This window comes from Paenibacillus andongensis, assembly GCF_025369935.1.
Taxonomy (GTDB): domain Bacteria; phylum Bacillota; class Bacilli; order Paenibacillales; family NBRC-103111; genus Paenibacillus_E; species Paenibacillus_E andongensis.
Genome location: NZ_CP104467.1, coordinates 956416 through 972179, shown reverse-complemented (window position 1 = coordinate 972179; position 15764 = coordinate 956416). Strand labels below are relative to the sequence as shown.

The following is a 15764-nucleotide window of genomic DNA, read 5'->3' as shown; positions in this document are numbered from 1 at the left end:
GCCCGCGTAGTCATTCATCGCTGCTCTTGCCCGCTTCTATTCGGATTACTTCGCTTCGTTCATGTTAGCTTTTGTAATCTTTTTGTAGGAAATCCATACATACTTACCGTCAGTAACATCGTAGCCTGTTGTTTCTTTGCTAGGTGTTTTGCCGTTAGCAAGTGCTGCTGCTACATTCGTTGTTGCTGCACCTTGGTTTTTCGCATCGTTTAGAACTGTTCCGAGTAGTGTCCCATCGCTAAGCGCTTGAAGAGCAGGAGCTGTAGCATCTACGCCTACAACCGGTAAGAATTTGTTGTCTTTGAAATAGCCTTTTGCTTTCAAAGCTTCGATAGCGCCAAGTGCCATATCATCGTTGTTCGCAAGAACAGCTTCGATTTTGCTTTCGCTGGAAGCTAGGAATGCTGCCATTTTCTCTTGACCTTTAACGCGGTCCCACATCGCTGTATCTTCCGCTACTTTTTCTACACCCAGACCAGCATCTGTGATCGCTTGGATGGAGAACTTCGTGCGAAGCTCAGCATCTTGATGTCCTGGCTCGCCTTTCAGCATAACGTATTGGATTTTACCGTCTTTGTTTTTATCCGCTTCTGGGTGGGCTTTGAAGTAGTCAACCAACAGTTGGCCTTCCATCGTACCGGATTGCTCTGCTTTAGCGCCTACGTAGTAAACTTTATCCCATTTCTTCATGTCGTCAGCAAGTGGCTCACGGTTCAAGAAAACAACGGGAACGTTTGCCGCTTTTGCTTTATCGATGATAACGCCTGCCGCTGTACGGTCAACTGCGTTAATCGCTAGTGCATTTACTTTTTTCGTGATGAAAAGATCGACTTTATCATTTTGTGTTGGTTGTGAGTTCTGGCTGTCAACGATATCAACTGTTGCTTTATCTTTAGCAGCATCAGCGATCGCGGCACGAACACCAGACATGAATGTATCGTCAAATTTGTAGATGGCTACACCAATTGTTGGTTTTTTAGCTGTATCTGCTGGTTTTGCCGTTGCTGCTGCACCTGTAGATGCTGCTGGAGCTGGTGAAGGAGTTGCTGTTTTAGTGCCACAGCCAGCTACGGTTGCAACCAAAGCGCCTGCTACTGCAAGAGTAATCAATTTTTTCAAGGTAAGACCCTCCCTAAAAGGTGTGTTGTTTATTATTTACATTCCCTACTATACTGGATCAAAACACCAAAACAAATGCAATATCCTCATGTGTTCTATCGAAATTCTCATCACTTTATAAACGGGAATAACAACTTCTGATTATCCGACCAGAACATATTATCCAGGTCAATAGCTTTAATCCCTGTATCCACACGGCTGGGCACCTTCTTTCCCTTCAAAGCTTCAACTGCGTTTTTTACACCTAAATACCCGATACTGAATGGATTCTGAATGATCGTCGCTTGGATGACACCCTCTTGCAGCAGCTCCAGCTCTTCAGAGGTACTATCAAATGTGATGATTTTCACTTTGTCCTGGAGGTCCATACTTTGAATCGCATGCGCAACGCCAATGGACGAGATTTCATTCAGAGCAACAATCCCGTCTAACTGGGGATGCTTCTCCATCATGCTACGGGTCAGCTGCGCAGCAAGTTCATAGTCCGTCAGACTGTAAACCTTCTCAATCACCTTAATATTCGGATATTTGGATAGCTCTTCCAAGAGCCCTTGTTCCCGAAGCTCTGTATTGCGCTCTCCTTGCATAAAGCTAACAATAGCAATATCACCACTTGTCCCAGCCAGCTTGATGAGCTGTTTGCCAGCCAATTGCCCAGCCTCATAATTATTAGCCCCGATAAAACTCTTAGCTTTGTTTGTCTCCACTTCGGAGTCGATCGTGATGACAGGAATTCCCCGCATTGACGCATCATCCACAACCTTGGACAATTGTTTATAACTGTTAGGAGAGAGCACAATGGCGTCCGGTCCGCTGCCGATCGATTGCTCCATTAAAGCGATTTGCCCTTTCACATCCGCTTCATCGCCTGGTGCACGGAAATCCAGCGTAACATCAAACTCCTTCGCGGCCACCTCGGCACCAATCTTCACCGTCTTCCAGTAATCGCCGTTTTGACTTCGGAGGACAATCTCCAAATGTTTCTTCAGCTCGGTCGGTATCGTCTCCGTTTGTTTGGTACAGGAAGACATGGAGATGACGGCTACCAGGACGGCGAATAGAAGAGGACTTACTTTCATTGTTTTATCCATGGTTTCTCCTTCCTATTCATCTTCTAAAACTATAGGAATCCAAACCTTGACGGTAGTTCCTTCTTCCAGCTCACTTTCAACCTTGACCCCATACTCCGAACCGAAATATAACTGGATACGCTCATGTACATTTCGCAGCCCTACACCGGACCCTTTTTCGCTTTTCACATGACCGGTCAGGATGTTCTTGAGCGTTTCTTCCGACATACCAACACCGTTATCCCTAATCTCGAATAGGATCTTCTCATCGACCTTGCCGACCGATATCTGAATGAGGCCTTCGTCTACCATATATTCAATGCCATGATAGAGTGCATTTTCCACAAATGGTTGTAAAATCAGCTTCAGCGTCTTGTAGGAAAGCACCTCTTCATCCACAAGAATCTCGTAATCGAATTTATCCTTATACCGCATCTTCTGGATGATCAAATAATTCCGAATGTGCTCGATCTCTTCTCCGATGGAAATGATATTCTTACCCTTGCTCAGCGATATCCGAAAAAATTTGGACAAGGACGTAATCGTCTTGACGACGTCTTCATTCTTCCCATTACCCACCATGCGAACAACGGAATTGAGTGTATTGTACAAAAAATGCGGATTAATCTGTGACTGCAGTACCTCCAGCTCATTCTTCCGCTTCGTCTCCTGCTCATGGATACTTTGATCCATCAGCTCACGAACCCGCGAGACCATCAGATTGAATCTCCGCGAAAGCTGCTCCACTTCATCAGCGCCACGAACATGAATATAGGTGTCAAAATGGCCCTTTTCGACCATTTCCATCGACTTCTTCAGTCGCTTAATAGGCTGTGAAATACGCGCAGACATGAAGGACGAGATCAACAAAATGAAAACAAGGACAATGACGAGAAGCCAAATCATGAACGTACTGATTTCCTTGCGTGTTGTAACCATTTCATCCATGTAGGAGACGCCAATAATTTTCCAACCGATGTTGTTAACCGTCCTAACCACATTGAGCCGCGACTCGCCATCGCTGATATCCATATATTTTCCATACGAGAACTTGAGCGCTTGCTCCACATTTTCATACTTCAAACCAATATAAATAAGCTGCTGCTGCGGGTGATAGACAATATTACCGGCAGAGTCGTCGATGATGTAAACGTAGCCCTTTTTACCAAGAGATACCGTACGAAACACGTCATCCAGCGTCTTGAAGTTAACATCTACAAGCAGCACGGCCTCCACCCATTTCCCATCCTTTTGAATGGAAACCCCCTTGCTCATGGAAACGACCCATTTGTATGGATCCTTGAAGAGATTCTGTATATGCGGTAGGGAAAAAGTGAGATGGTTTGGATTATCCAGCGCAGACTTAAACCACGACTGCTCGAGAAGTCGCGTATTTTTGCGCATTTCGGTCGTGGGAATACCGGTTACTAGTCCGCCATCTGCTGTAAAAAGATGAATAGAGACGATATCCTCGCGCGTGCTTGCGATCGTTTCCAACTGCTCAAGCAGCTTGTCCGTTGGAATGCCATAGCTTCTGGCAATTTTCGCATCAACCACCTCGAAGGTGTCCGCCATACCCTTAATATAGTGTTCTAAGTTAAACTGGACCTGCTCAATCACCTGCTGCGTATTCAGAAAAGCACTCTCTTCCGCTGTTCTAGAAAATTTATTATAAAGCACCAGCGAAATGATCAACATGACGATCACCGTAATCAAAATAAACGACATCGTAATCGTAAATTGAATGCTTTTCACCCTCATCGTGTCCAGCAGTACGTTATACAAAGCCTCGAATAGTGTTCTTACTTTACGTTTCAAGCTTTACCACCCCCCCCCTTTACCACTAAAGCCCTTTGGAACTGTTATTTCGGTACTCTTTGGGGGAAACACCGACATTTTTGCGGAATGAAAAGCTGAAATAATTGGCATCGGCATAACCAACCTTCTCGGCGATTTCCAGCGCCTTCATATCCGTAGTGCGCAATAGCTCCTTGGCCGCCTCCATACGAATATGGTTCAAATAGTTCACGAAGGTCATTTTCGTCTCTTTCTTGAAAATACTGCTGAAATATCCCGCGCTGATATGCAGGTGGCCGCACACTTTATTAATCGTGATATCTCCTTCGTGATAATGGCTCTTCGTATAATCCTTGGCCATTTCAACTAGGTTTTTGTACGTATATTGACGATCCGTCGCGATATGATTCATCATGCTCGCACATAATTCGGCAAGCCAATGCTTGGCTTCTTCCAAGGATGTGAATTTATTAATTTCTGTAAAAGGAATAAAATGTTCGCCAAATACCTCATCGACGTTAAGGTTCGAGTCCTTGGCTGCTTTCAGGATACAAGTCAATATTTCGAGTAAATAAATTTGGTAGTCCTTAACGGAAACACCGCCCTCTATCCCTTGAAAAAGCTCATCCATCGTCTCCCGAATCTCCTGACTCGTCCCAACCTTAATGCAGCGCGTCAAGGCATGCTCCTTCACATCGTCAAAACGAATCTTCTCCACGCTCCGCTTCTCGACATCATCGATGTAGATCATGCGGTTGTTGCCCAAAATGAGCCTGTAATCAAGCGCCAACACGGCATCTTCATACGAATAGCTCATCTTGGTTACGTCTTTCATAACGGTTCCGATCCCAACGGTAAGCGTAAATTTCAAATATTTCTCTACGTTCTGCCGCACTTCTTCCAGCACCTTCATCGTTTCTTGAAGCGCAGCTTCTCTGTCTGTGCTTTCTCTTGCGGCGAGTACAACCACTTGATCATTATGCATGAAAACAAGGCCAAGACGCCGTTTATCGGCGATCTCCTCGGTAATATTCAGCAGGGCAAAATATTTCAGCGCCTGATCCTCGGAATATTTCAAAGAAACGGACTTCGCCAGTTCGCTGCGATTCTCCAAATCCTCTTCATGAATGAGCACCCCATCGATGCTCAGCACCGCTACAACATAGCTATTCCCAGTAAGCTCAATTCCGTAGTTCGCAGCCTTCTCGTAGACTTCATCACGCGGGAGTTTCCGGTTCATTAACGTTGCTAAGAAATTTTCCTTCAACACAGGCATGCTCTTGCGGTAATGCTCCTTCAGCAGCTGTACATTTTCCCGATGAGACACTTCCTCTTGAATCTGCTCCTTCACCTTCAGCAAAGCATTGATTAGCTCTTGCGCGGAAAAAGGCTTCAGCACATATTCATCAATATGCAGCTTAATCGCCTTTTGGGCATACTCGAATTCATCATGCCCCGTAAGGATGATGAGCTTAATCGTCGGAAAGCGCTCACGGACCGCTTCAGCTAGTTGAAGCCCATTCATGAACGGCATCTGAATATCCGTCACGACCACATCCGGCTGCAGCCGCTCAACCATTTCCAGCGCTTCCCTGCCGTTCTCCGCCTTCTCTATCACTTCAAAGCCAATCGCTTCCCAATTTATCTCGCGGACGACACCTTCTCGCACGTCCTCTTCATCATCAACTAGTAACAGCTTGTACATGTCCGTCCTCCTAAAGCTTTTCCGTTCGAAAAGCTTACATCGTAAGCGTATTCTTAATCATCATCATTGTACTAACTGCCTATGGAATACACAACTGGTTGGTGCGTGAATGAGGAATTAATGGTAAAAATCACCTTTCGTCTGTTAAAATTAAGTCAGAGAAAGCAAAGCCCACTAAAAAAGACAAGTAGGACATTCTCTTGCTTAGCTTGGTGCAGCCTGCGATCAGACTTCATTCAGCTGGCGCTGGACTGGGCCTTTGCGAGCTAACTCCATTCGGCAGGCACTCGACTGGGCCTTTGCGAGCTAACTCCATCCGGCAGGCGCTGGACTGGGCCTTTGCGAGCTAACTCCATCCGGCCGGCGCTGGACTGGGCCTTTGCGAGCTAACTCCATCCGGCCGGCGCTGGACTGGGCCTTTGCGAGCTAACTCCATCCGCCGACGCTGGACCGAGCCTTTGCGATGATGAAACGGAACCTGAGTACGCTATTTCTTGGAAAATGCTTATTTTGTTCCCCAAAAGGAACTACGATGCGTTATTTAGTCCGAATGGGGGGAATTCTCTGCCATTTCTAAGAAATAGCGGAACGTCGTTCCGCTTGGAACCCTGAAAACAGCTAAACGAAAGAAATAACGAATCGACGTTCCCTCAGTAAACAGGAATTGTAGTAAAACTGCTTAAAAGACAGGAATTGCAGTAAAATCGCTCACTAAAACATCATTGAGTCAAACCAAATCTATCATAATAGGAGGAAGCCCATTGGATTTCGCACAAATAGGACGAATAGCTACTCTTATTAAAGAAAACATAGGTAAAGTCATCATTGGCAAGGAAGATACTGTCGAGCTTTTGATCATCGCCCTCATTGCTTCCGGGCATGTGCTGCTTGAGGATGTTCCCGGTACAGGGAAAACGCAGCTAGCCAAAGCGCTGGCCCGCTCCCTCGACGGCACAATGAAGCGCATCCAGTTCACGCCCGACTTGCTGCCGTCAGATGTAAGCGGCATCAATTTCTTCAACCAGAAGCTGGGCGAATTCGAATTCCGCCCAGGGCCATTATTCGCTCACATCGTGCTTGCCGATGAGATTAACCGCGCGACGCCGCGCACGCAGTCCAGCTTGCTGGAAAGCATGGAGGAACGCCAAGTGAGCATCGACGGTGAAACGCGCATCCTCGAAGCTCCGTTCCTCGTCATTGCCACGCAGAACCCTGTCGAGAATCAGGGGACGTTCCCCCTCCCGGAAGCTCAGCTCGACCGCTTCCTGATGAAGCTTTCCCTCGGCTATCCGTCGGCTGCCGAGCAGGTCCAGATCTTGAAGCGCTACCAGCAGCATGATCCACTCGATCAGCTGCTGCCGGTGGTGGGCCGTGCTGAGCTGCTGGAAGCTCAGCACTTGTTCACGCAGGTGCGCGTCAGCGACGAGCTGCTGCAGTACATCGTGCAGCTCGCGGAGGCGACGCGCACGCATGCGGATACCGCGCTTGGCGTCAGCCCGCGCGGCGTTCGCGCCTTGATGAAGTCGGCGCAGGTGTACGCGGCGCTTCGCGGCCGCGACTACGTGCTGCCAGACGACATCAAAGCGCTGGCAGGGCCCGTCTGGGCGCATCGCATCCTGCTGCGAACGCGATCACGCCAACAGGACCAGCAGGTACATGCCCTGCTGGTCAGTATCCTTGCAGCTACCCCCGTTCCTACGGAAGTGAAGCTGGGGTAGCCGATGAGCATTAGCTGGATTCTCATCATCACTGTCGCTCTGTTCCTCCTCCAGCATCTGCTATTTGCCCGCTGGGGGTTTCGCGGGCTTCGCATCGAGCGAACCTTCAGTACGACGCATTGCCATGCAGGGGATGATATTGTCATGATCGAAACGATCGTCAATCGTAAGCTGGCTCCAATTCCTTGGCTTCGCTTGGAATCAACGATTCACGCAGGGCTCCACTTTGCGAAGATGAGCAATCTCGCAGTGAGCAGCGGAGCTCTTTTCCAGAATCATCGCAGTCTGTTCAGCCTTATGCCCTATACAAGAATAGTCCGACGCCACGGGGTACACTGTGCGAAGCGTGGTTGGTATAAGCTCGAAACGGTGGCCGCTTCAATGGGAGATTTGGTTGGTGTGCAGGCTGCTTCTTCCATTCACCGTATGCAACTTGAGCTCCTTGTCTCCCCGCGCTTGGTAAGCCGAGATGACATCCCGCTCCTCTCGAGCCGATGGCAAGGCGATATTACCGTCAAACGCTGGATCATGCCGGATCCATTTCTCGTTTCCGGCGCACGGGAATATCGCTTTGGTGATACGATGAACAGCATCCACTGGAAGGCGACAGCACGCAGTCAGAAACTCCAAGTATATAATCGAGATTTCACCGCTGACCCTAGGCTGCTCTTGGCCGTAAATACGCAAATAACGGAAACAATGTGGGATGCTGTGACCGATCCCGAGCTTGTTGAGAAAGCTCTCTCGTATGCAGCTACACTTGCAGAATATGCCGTGAGTCAAGGTATCCCGGTTGGTTTCGGCTACAATGGCTCTCTGCAGGGCCAGCCTGGAGTTCCCGTGTACCTCGCCCCCGAAGGTGGTTGGCCGCATTTGGAACACCTATTCGAAACAATGGCTAAGCTTGCCATCTCCTGCTCTCGCTCTTTTGAAGACTTCCTGGATCATGGAATCGAGCAAGACGGGACCGCGATGGACATCATCCTGCTGACTTCTTTCGTCTCTAAGGGGATCGAAGATCGAATTGAGCGACTTGAATCGTTAGGACATTCAGTTTTTATCATCCCCTTGCAGCACGGCATTCTTGAGCTGAACAGAGAGAAGGTAGGTGATTCCAATGTTAACGCCCATTCAAACGCCTTCTCGACGAACTAACCTCAATTTACTTGTGAGAGAATTCAGCTTAGCGATCTTGTACGGTTTACTCGAACTCATTATCTTCTTTCCGATTATAGTCTTAATCCAGGTCTATCTGTCAGAGACCTTTCTCTGGATGACTTGCTTACAGTTCCTGCTCTGCTATGTATCGGGGTGCTTCTTTGGACGGATAAAATGGCTAACTCGTACGCTCTACGAGTTAATGCTTTGTGCGGGAGCAGGTATAACGATAGCTTACCTTCTGCAAGGCAACAACTGGCATAGCTGGACCTGCGCAGCCATCGAATTCCTACTTGTCTATCGCGGAATTCGCTGCACCAAGGATGGATGGCTCTCGCTCTTCCCTGCGAGCATATTTGTTACCGCAGGTTTGGTTTATTTCGTAGGTGTCCCCATTATGGGAGGGTTGGTTCTTTTCCATCCGTATATAGGTTGGCTGAATGGATTCGGGTTCTGTTCGCTTGTTATTTTTCTCTTAGCTGCGAATCGCGTTCAGCTTCTTAGCGCCACGTTAGCAGGCAATGAACGAGCTGCAGCATCGTCACTATCTGAGGCAGTGAAGCGTTCAAGCCGCATTTGGTTAATCACATTAATTGCTTGCATCGCAGCTGTTGCCTATTTTCAACAACTACAACAAGGAATCAGCTCTCTTTTTCGTGCTACGATCGCTTGGCTGCTGCGCCTTTTGCTGTCCGAGCAACCGTCTGATCAGCCGCCCGAGCCAATTCCTTCAGCTCAACCATTGTCGCTTCCGCCTCCTGCCCCCACTGGTGAACCAAGCTGGTTTGACATACTGGTTCACTATGCCCAGGTTATTATCGGCTATTTTATCATCATTGCCCTTATCCTTAGCACCATCTATATCATCATTGCCAAGCTGACACCTGTTCTGGTCTCGCTGATCCGACGCTTGATGAACCGTTCATTTAGCAGCAAGAAAGGCGAGGGAACCGAAGGATTCACGGATGAAAAAGAGAATCTCCTGGCGTGGAAAGAACTACCGCGTATATGGTGGCAGCAAACGATGAAGAGTTGGTCGAGGGGGAAAGCAAATGAGCCCAAGTGGTCACAAATGCCGAACAATCGAGAGCGCATCCGTTTCATTTATCGTGTTTTGATCCAGCAAGCCGCTGAGGGGGGCTATACTTACAAGAAAGCGCACACCCCAAATGAAACAGAACGGGAGCTTTCCAACCAATATCAGCTGTCCAGCCATGCCGTCCATGCCATCACATCAGCTTATAACCAAGCACGGTATAGAGATGAGGATGTATCTGATTTAGAACTTGATCAAGTACTGCAAACTCTTGACCATCTTATTCGCAATCAATTGAAATGAACACCGTTTTCCCTGCCTGTAAGCATGTTTTTCATCGCTAACGTGACGAACCCAAGCAATCCCAACACTTTAACGATGTTAAACATCGTCTCAACTTAACTCCCACTCCATCCCTTACTCACCCCAAAAGTTCTTCATGCAAAACAAAAAGGCTGCGCAGCAAACAACAACCGCTCAGCCTCTTTCTTTTATATGCATGCGTCATTTATCTGCTTCTTAGCCTTTCCAATCCGCATCCCAGCATCGTACTCAAAAAAATCATGCACATTTTTACACACGACAGCATATACATAATTGTTTGAATACATTCGACTGAGGTGGTTTTGAGATGTTAGCATTAAAAACCGGTTGTGAAAAAGAAGAAGTCGTTAACACATTATGCGAAATGGGATTGGATCAAATCGCAAAATGGATCATGGTATTACCCGAAGACAGGTGGGAAAGCATGTTTCTTTCAACATGGCCAACACTTGCTAAAAAATGCGGCTTCAACAGATAAGCTGCTTTCTTTTACATAAACATACGAAAGACCATGTTGGTATTCGCTCTGTGCAATTCTTGCATAGGGCCTTTTTTGTCGTCATGGCAGTCAACTCACTTATTTGTTTGGTGACCATCTTTTTAGCTTATGAATATTTCGTGTAAAGAGGCCTGTAAGAAATCGTGGAAAACCAAACTCAACCAGCTTTTGCTTCACCCGTTCCTTCATCTGCTCTGCGGTTAAATCCGGCATTGTGAATTCACCGTTTTGGTAGCAGTGACTGCAGTATACCTTGCTCTTCATGCCAGACTTCTCTGTTCCTCCGCCTTGCTCATCACGAGCGAGCGGCATCCCGCAGCTTTGACAGTTTTTGTAGGTGTCCATGTTTTTTACTCCTCCTAAAAGCTTCTCCTATTATCATACCAACAAAGCATGCATTTGCAACGAAAAGCTGTCTATTATCGATTCAAGCGCTTTCATAGCAGGATAGTAGCCATTCGCAAGCGAATCTACTAGAGATAGATTGTCAATTTCAATTTAGAATAGTAAAAGTAAACCTTTAAGGAGGACTGTTGTGAAGCCCGTCACAGTGAAAGATTTGGCCCAGCGTTTCTCGCTCGAAGTACTTGCCGGACATTCGGAACTGCACCGTCCGATTACCAAAACAAAGGCACATCGCCCTGGACTTGAATTTGTCGGCTATTTTGAGTATTTCCCGCAAGCGCACGTTCAGCTGTTAGGCAGGAAAGAAATTACCTATTTGCACAGTCTCAGCGAGAACGAAAGAAATCTTCATATCGGTAATATTGTCAAATATCACCCGCCTTGTTTCGTCGTGACGAGAAACCAAGAAGGCTTGAAATATTTAACCAAATATTGCGAAGAAGAGAAAATCCCACTCCTCCGTACGGCTTCCCCTACGAGTAAGTTTCAGGATTTAGTGGATTTGTATTTGAGTAAATCGCTCGCTCAGGAGATTGCCGTTCACGGTGTTTGCGTCAATGTCTCAGGGATTGGCATTCTGCTTCGCGGTAAGTCTGGAGTTGGCAAGAGTGAAACCGCCCATACCTTAATTCGTAGAGGGCATCGCCTCGTTGCCGATGATATTGTCGTACTGAAGAAGATTAGTCCCGAGACCCTGCTCGGTACCCACAATGGGAAAACGAAGGAATTCCTGGCGCTGCGCAGCATCGGACTGATTAACGTTTCGCGGCTCTACGGCCGCAAAGCTTTCCAGGACGAGACGCGGATCGTGCTCGATATTGAGCTTACGAAGTGGCAGGAGGATGCGCTCAATAACGATTTGGAGCTTGAACCTTGTTTCACTGAGTATATGGATATTAAAATTCCACATATTGAAATCCAACTTCAGCCTGGACGTGACGTTGCCGGACTCGTTGAAGCCGCGGCCAACAACTGGTATTTGCGTCAGCAAGGGTACCGTGCTGCTGAGGAATTCATGCAGCGACTGCAAAGTGACACTGATTAAAAGAAGCCGCCCATCCTAAGATGAGGCGGCTTTCTTATTTGGCTCTTTCTCTTTTCGTCAACCAAGTCGGCTTACTAATTCTAACCGTGATATCATCGTGATCGCCGTGGTTCAGATTTCTCCATGCTCGCTCTTGCCATAGCTGATACGGATACAGGATAATCGCAAGTCCCATCATGATGAGGAATATATGATAGTGCTTCACACTGACAAGATCCGCTATGCCAAGCTTTTCCTCAATCCGATGAAACACAAAGGCATAAAAGGCATCTAACAACAGATTAGCAACAACATATAACCAAAACCGCCCAAATGTAAAGTGAAAAACCCATATCGTTCCGACAAGAAAAATCCCATAAGCAAAAGCTGTATTTGTCACATGGCCCCATGGAACGATGGCATCTATTAATATCCACAACTTATATGTATAGCCAATCTCATACACGATCGTTACCAAAAGCGCCGAGAAAATCCCAACAGGTATATACCTATAAATACTCTTTTTCTTCATCAAAAATAAAGTTAACCAGGGCAGCACAAATCCTGACCAAAGTAGAAATTTATTTAGTATGTTGACAACCTCCGCTTCAATTTAGTGATTTTACCATTGCCTGATTTTGTCCATTTTATGCATGGTATAGGCTGCAACTGCTTTGTGTTTGACTCTTCTGCGATGCGGCTACCGTCCTAAAACATCATTCGGTATCGAAAGCTGTTAGTGGAGGTGCTTCTTATGCGCAAAAGATTAACAATCACGATACTATCTATTACCCTAGTCGTTTTGATGCTTTGTGGGTGGACGGCCTACGCGGCAACTTCACCTAATACATCGACATCGACTTCCGTCCTGGGGACATTCAAATCCATCGCTTCGGATGCTGTCACTGTAAACACAAATACCGGTGAACAAACCATTCCATTAGCCAAATCCGTATGGGTTTATCGTAATGATCAAAAGGCCCAACTGGCTGATTTAAAGCCTGGGGATCAAATCGAATTAATCGTCAATAGCAAGCAGCAAGCTGCCTATGTGAAAGCGACCTCAACTGGTGCTGGAACACCCGTGACTGAAGCCGTGCCAGCGACGCCTGTGACCCCTGTACCAACGTCGACACCAGCTTCATCCGGAACCAGTGGGCAAGCTGCTGCAGCTGCGCCAAATCAACCTGTATCTAGCACACAACCCCCTTCCCAGCAGAACAATGTGGTTTATCCTAACTTGGAGGATATCGATCTGAAGGTGGATGGCAAGCATTTCAAACTGCAAATTAAACAAACTAAGGGTGCGAATGGGGTCTTGTATGATCTGAGTGTTAAGCCCGAAAATAGCGGTACGATTCATCTCAAAGGGGAGCAAGCCGCCGCTTGGATCAAAATGCTGCTTGCTTCCGTCGACCTCAAATCTTCAAATGCTGAGCAGTCATTAGTACAGCTGCTTGCCGAGCACTATAACTTGGATGCAAGTAAATTAAATATCCATATGAAAACCAAATGGCAGCAAGAACAGCAAGAACAAGCGCCCAACACGCTAAAGCAGCAGGATTCCCATATGGACGAGAACGCACAAAAAGATGATGACGAGGATGAGGATAAAAAGAAAGACATAGAAAAAGACGATAACAACAACAATTACAATAAACAAAGTAATAACAATAAGTCCAAAGCGCATGGTAAAAATGAACATTCAGAAAAAAACGATGATCACAAAAAGAGTGAAAAGCAGAATCGCAGCAGCCACAATGATGACTAACTTATAACACTTTGCAGCTTCTCACTCCGTAGAAGACTCGAGCAGCCTCTTCTCATCTGTAAGGAAGCTCTATAGCCATAACAAAAAGCCGCTGATATCCAAAAAGGATGTCGACGGCTTTTTGCTATTTCATCTTTTCTTTCCCTTACCATGTCCATGTTCTTTTTTGTCTTCCTTATTGTTCTCGCTTGACTCTTCAAATGCGTTCGAATCACTAACCGTCTGGCTCCCTGCCCCCACAATCGGCATATCAAAGGGAACAATCGGTGCTTGGGCCAAGGCCCTACTCATCATCTCGCGAAATAACACTGCAGGAACAGCACCGCCGGATGTTGTTAAGTAATGCTCCTTATCCGTACGGTCATAACCGACCCACACAGCAGCCGTTAGCTCTGGTGTGTAACCAACGAACCATGCATCTTTAGCGCTTCCGCTGCCTAAGCCTTCGAATTCCTTCGTCTGCGGCAGCTGAGTAGTGCCAGATTTACCAGCAACGGGGCGGTTCATAGCAGCGTTCTTGCCTGTTCCCTGCGCAACAGCCACTTGCAGCATTGTCGTCATCGCATAAGCTGTTTCCGGCTGCATCACGGGAGTCCCCTTCGTGCTTGCCCCAACGAGCAAATGGCCGCTGCTCGTCTCGATCTTCGTGATCGTATGCGCTGGATGCAGAACCCCCTTGGCGGCGAAGGCGCTGAATGCTTGCGCCATTTGCAGCGGGGACACCCCTTCTGAGAGTCCGCCAAGTGCGATGCCAAGCTGTCGATCCTGTGCCGGTAAAGTAATGCCCAGGGATTTGGCAAATTGGAGTCCACGATCAATCCCTATCTCGTGAAGCAGCCACACGGCTGGCACGTTCCAAGAAGAAACAACCGCCTCCTGCATCGACACCTGCCCTCTCGTTTGGTGATCCCAATCTTGTGGCTGGTAACCTTCGATATTTAATGGACCGTCATATAATGGGGAAGATGGCTTATAGCCTTTCTCCAACGCGGGTCCATAGACAACAATCGGCTTAAAAGATGATCCTGGCTGTCTCTTCAACTGCGTTGCACGACTGAACCCACGGAAGACTCCTTCTCCTCGTCCGCCAGCTAAGGCACGAATCCCGCCGGTTCGCTGATCTACGATGGCAGCACCGCTTTGAATGAGCTGATCTTGCTTGCTTTCCGGAAATAGACTATCGTCTTTAAAAACATCCGTAACTGCATTCTGCACCGAGGGATCTAGCTCGGTCGTGATGCGCAAGCCACCCGTCAGCAGCTGTTCTTCTGTAAAACCATACTCATGAACAGCTTCATTAATAACCGCGTCAACATAAGCCGGATAGCGTCCCTTCAGCTCGTTGCCTTTATCGGACTTAACGACACCTAGTGGTGAAGATTTGGCTTTCTCGTAGTCCTGCGCGGTAATTTTACCTTCATTACGCATCAATACCAGCACAGTATTCCTTCGCTCGAGTGCCTGACCTTCATCCTGAAAAGGTGAGTATCGGCTAGGAGCCTTAGGAAGAGCAGCAAGAACGGCTGCTTCTGGCAAGGTTAGATCCTTCACATTTTTATTAAAATACGTTCTAGCCGCTCCCTGTACCCCCCAGCTCCCTTCCCCGAAATAAATGCTGTTTAAGTACAACTCCAGAATTTCATTTTTACTGTAGGTTGTATCTATTTTAATCGCATAGGCGGCTTCTCTGAACTTTCGGCCCAGTGTTTTATCCGCATTGAGGAACAGATTTCGAGCCAGCTGCTGTGTGATCGTACTGGCTCCCTCCGAGTAGCTGCCTCGCAGCACGTCGCGACCCACTGCACGGAATATAGATCTCATATCAATACCCGTGTGCTCATAGAATCTTTTATCTTCCACAGCCACAACCGCATCCGTTAACACCTTTGGCAATTGTGAAAACTGGACAGGCTCAATTTTTGACGCTGACAACTGCGAAGCCGGCTTACCGTTCTTATCCAGCACAAGCGTTGCCTCTGGCAGCGGCTGATTTAACTTCGATACATCAAGTCCACGAATGTAGGAATAGCAAGCTACGAATACGATCACACATCCAGTCAGCATAATACCGCTGCAAATTTGCCAAAACCTTTTTTTCTTCCAAAATGATTTGAACATCTTACCTTCCTCCTTAAGTA

The 15764-nt window shown here is 47.3% G+C and carries 13 protein-coding genes; 6 read left to right on the top strand and 7 right to left on the bottom strand.

From position 1 onward, the window contains the following. Positions 1-45 precede the first annotated feature (45 nt). The 4 genes from NYR53_RS04425 to NYR53_RS04410 all read right to left on the bottom strand — a co-directional run bounded on the left by NYR53_RS04425 (position 46) and on the right by NYR53_RS04410 (position 5691). A complete protein-coding gene (locus tag NYR53_RS04425; RefSeq protein WP_437180161.1) occupies positions 46-1083 on the bottom strand; it encodes a galactose ABC transporter substrate-binding protein in 1038 nt (345 codons plus the stop codon). A 146-nt stretch (positions 1084-1229) separates the two neighbouring features. Continuing rightward, a complete protein-coding gene (locus NYR53_RS04420) occupies positions 1230-2210 on the bottom strand; it encodes a substrate-binding domain-containing protein (protein WP_261304085.1) in 981 nt (326 codons plus the stop codon). Between the two features lie 12 nt (positions 2211-2222). After that, positions 2223-3950, bottom strand: coding sequence for a cache domain-containing sensor histidine kinase (locus NYR53_RS04415; protein WP_261306275.1), 1728 nt, complete (start codon positions 3948-3950; stop codon positions 2223-2225). An 82-nt stretch (positions 3951-4032) separates the two neighbouring features. Beyond that, positions 4033-5691 (bottom strand): response regulator, encoded by a 1659-nt coding sequence (locus tag NYR53_RS04410; RefSeq protein WP_261304084.1) that lies wholly within the window; start codon positions 5689-5691, stop codon positions 4033-4035. A 761-nt stretch (positions 5692-6452) separates the two neighbouring features. Between NYR53_RS04410 and NYR53_RS04405 the strand changes: the two genes are divergently transcribed. From NYR53_RS04405 to NYR53_RS04390, 4 genes are all read left to right on the top strand, one after another. Continuing rightward, positions 6453-7409 carry an AAA family ATPase gene (locus NYR53_RS04405; protein WP_261304083.1) on the top strand — a complete coding sequence of 319 codons (957 nt, stop codon included), beginning with the start codon at positions 6453-6455 and terminating at the stop codon, positions 7407-7409. A gap of 3 nt (positions 7410-7412) precedes the next feature. Continuing rightward, positions 7413-8564 (top strand): DUF58 domain-containing protein, encoded by a 1152-nt coding sequence (locus tag NYR53_RS04400; protein WP_261304082.1) that lies wholly within the window; start codon positions 7413-7415, stop codon positions 8562-8564. Further along, entirely contained in the window at positions 8527-9906 is a 1380-nt protein-coding gene (locus NYR53_RS04395) for a DUF4129 domain-containing protein (RefSeq protein ID WP_261304081.1), read from the top strand. The genes NYR53_RS04400 and NYR53_RS04395 overlap by 38 nt, the downstream gene beginning before the upstream one ends. 328 nt (positions 9907-10234) lie before the next feature. After that, positions 10235-10405 (top strand): hypothetical protein, encoded by a 171-nt coding sequence (locus tag NYR53_RS04390; RefSeq protein ID WP_157036824.1) that lies wholly within the window; start codon positions 10235-10237, stop codon positions 10403-10405. Between the two features lie 99 nt (positions 10406-10504). Here NYR53_RS04390 and NYR53_RS04385 read toward each other — a convergent pair whose 3' ends face one another. After that, the gene (locus tag NYR53_RS04385) at positions 10505-10771 is read right to left on the bottom strand and encodes a zinc ribbon domain-containing protein (protein WP_261304080.1); all 267 of its coding nucleotides are present in this window, start codon (positions 10769-10771) and stop codon (positions 10505-10507) included. 190 nt (positions 10772-10961) lie between these two features. Here NYR53_RS04385 and hprK point away from each other — a divergent pair, with 190 nt between their 5' ends. Beyond that, positions 10962-11876, top strand: a complete 915-nt coding sequence (gene hprK / locus NYR53_RS04380) for an HPr(Ser) kinase/phosphatase (protein ID WP_261304079.1) — start codon at positions 10962-10964, stop codon at positions 11874-11876. Between the two features lie 34 nt (positions 11877-11910). On the opposite strand, the gene NYR53_RS04375 is transcribed toward hprK, so the two are convergent. Beyond that, positions 11911-12387 carry a hypothetical protein gene (locus tag NYR53_RS04375; protein WP_261304078.1) on the bottom strand — a complete coding sequence of 159 codons (477 nt, stop codon included), beginning with the start codon at positions 12385-12387 and terminating at the stop codon, positions 11911-11913. Between the two features lie 222 nt (positions 12388-12609). On the opposite strand from NYR53_RS04375, the gene NYR53_RS04370 reads away from it, so the two are divergent. Further along, complete coding sequence (locus NYR53_RS04370) at positions 12610-13626, top strand: hypothetical protein (RefSeq protein ID WP_261304077.1); 1017 nt, start codon at positions 12610-12612, stop codon at positions 13624-13626. Positions 13627-13755: 129 nt separating this feature from the next. Here the strand turns inward: NYR53_RS04370 and NYR53_RS04365 are convergent, their stop codons facing one another. Then, on the bottom strand, positions 13756-15744 hold the full coding sequence (locus NYR53_RS04365; protein WP_261304076.1) for a transglycosylase domain-containing protein: 1989 nt from the start codon (positions 15742-15744) through the stop codon (positions 13756-13758). Positions 15745-15764: the final 20 nt, after the last annotated feature.

What these genes read in the sequence shown, in the direction of transcription:
- NYR53_RS04420 (WP_261304085.1), bottom strand. Translation starts at nt 2,210, where the DNA reads ATGGATAAAACAATGAAAGTAAGTCCTCTTCTATTCGCCGTCCTGGTA.
- NYR53_RS04415 (WP_261306275.1), bottom strand. Translation starts at nt 3,950, where the DNA reads ATGAGGGTGAAAAGCATTCAATTTACGATTACGATGTCGTTTATTTTG.
- NYR53_RS04410 (WP_261304084.1), bottom strand. Translation starts at nt 5,691, where the DNA reads ATGTACAAGCTGTTACTAGTTGATGATGAAGAGGACGTGCGAGAAGGT.
- NYR53_RS04400 (WP_261304082.1), top strand. Translation starts at nt 7,413, where the DNA reads ATGAGCATTAGCTGGATTCTCATCATCACTGTCGCTCTGTTCCTCCTC.
- NYR53_RS04395 (WP_261304081.1), top strand. Translation starts at nt 8,527, where the DNA reads ATGTTAACGCCCATTCAAACGCCTTCTCGACGAACTAACCTCAATTTA.
- NYR53_RS04390 (WP_157036824.1), top strand. Translation starts at nt 10,235, where the DNA reads ATGTTAGCATTAAAAACCGGTTGTGAAAAAGAAGAAGTCGTTAACACA.
- NYR53_RS04385 (WP_261304080.1), bottom strand. Translation starts at nt 10,771, where the DNA reads ATGGACACCTACAAAAACTGTCAAAGCTGCGGGATGCCGCTCGCTCGT.
- NYR53_RS04375 (WP_261304078.1), bottom strand. Translation starts at nt 12,387, where the DNA reads ATGAAGAAAAAGAGTATTTATAGGTATATACCTGTTGGGATTTTCTCG.
- NYR53_RS04370 (WP_261304077.1), top strand. Translation starts at nt 12,610, where the DNA reads ATGCGCAAAAGATTAACAATCACGATACTATCTATTACCCTAGTCGTT.
- NYR53_RS04365 (WP_261304076.1), bottom strand. Translation starts at nt 15,744, where the DNA reads ATGTTCAAATCATTTTGGAAGAAAAAAAGGTTTTGGCAAATTTGCAGC.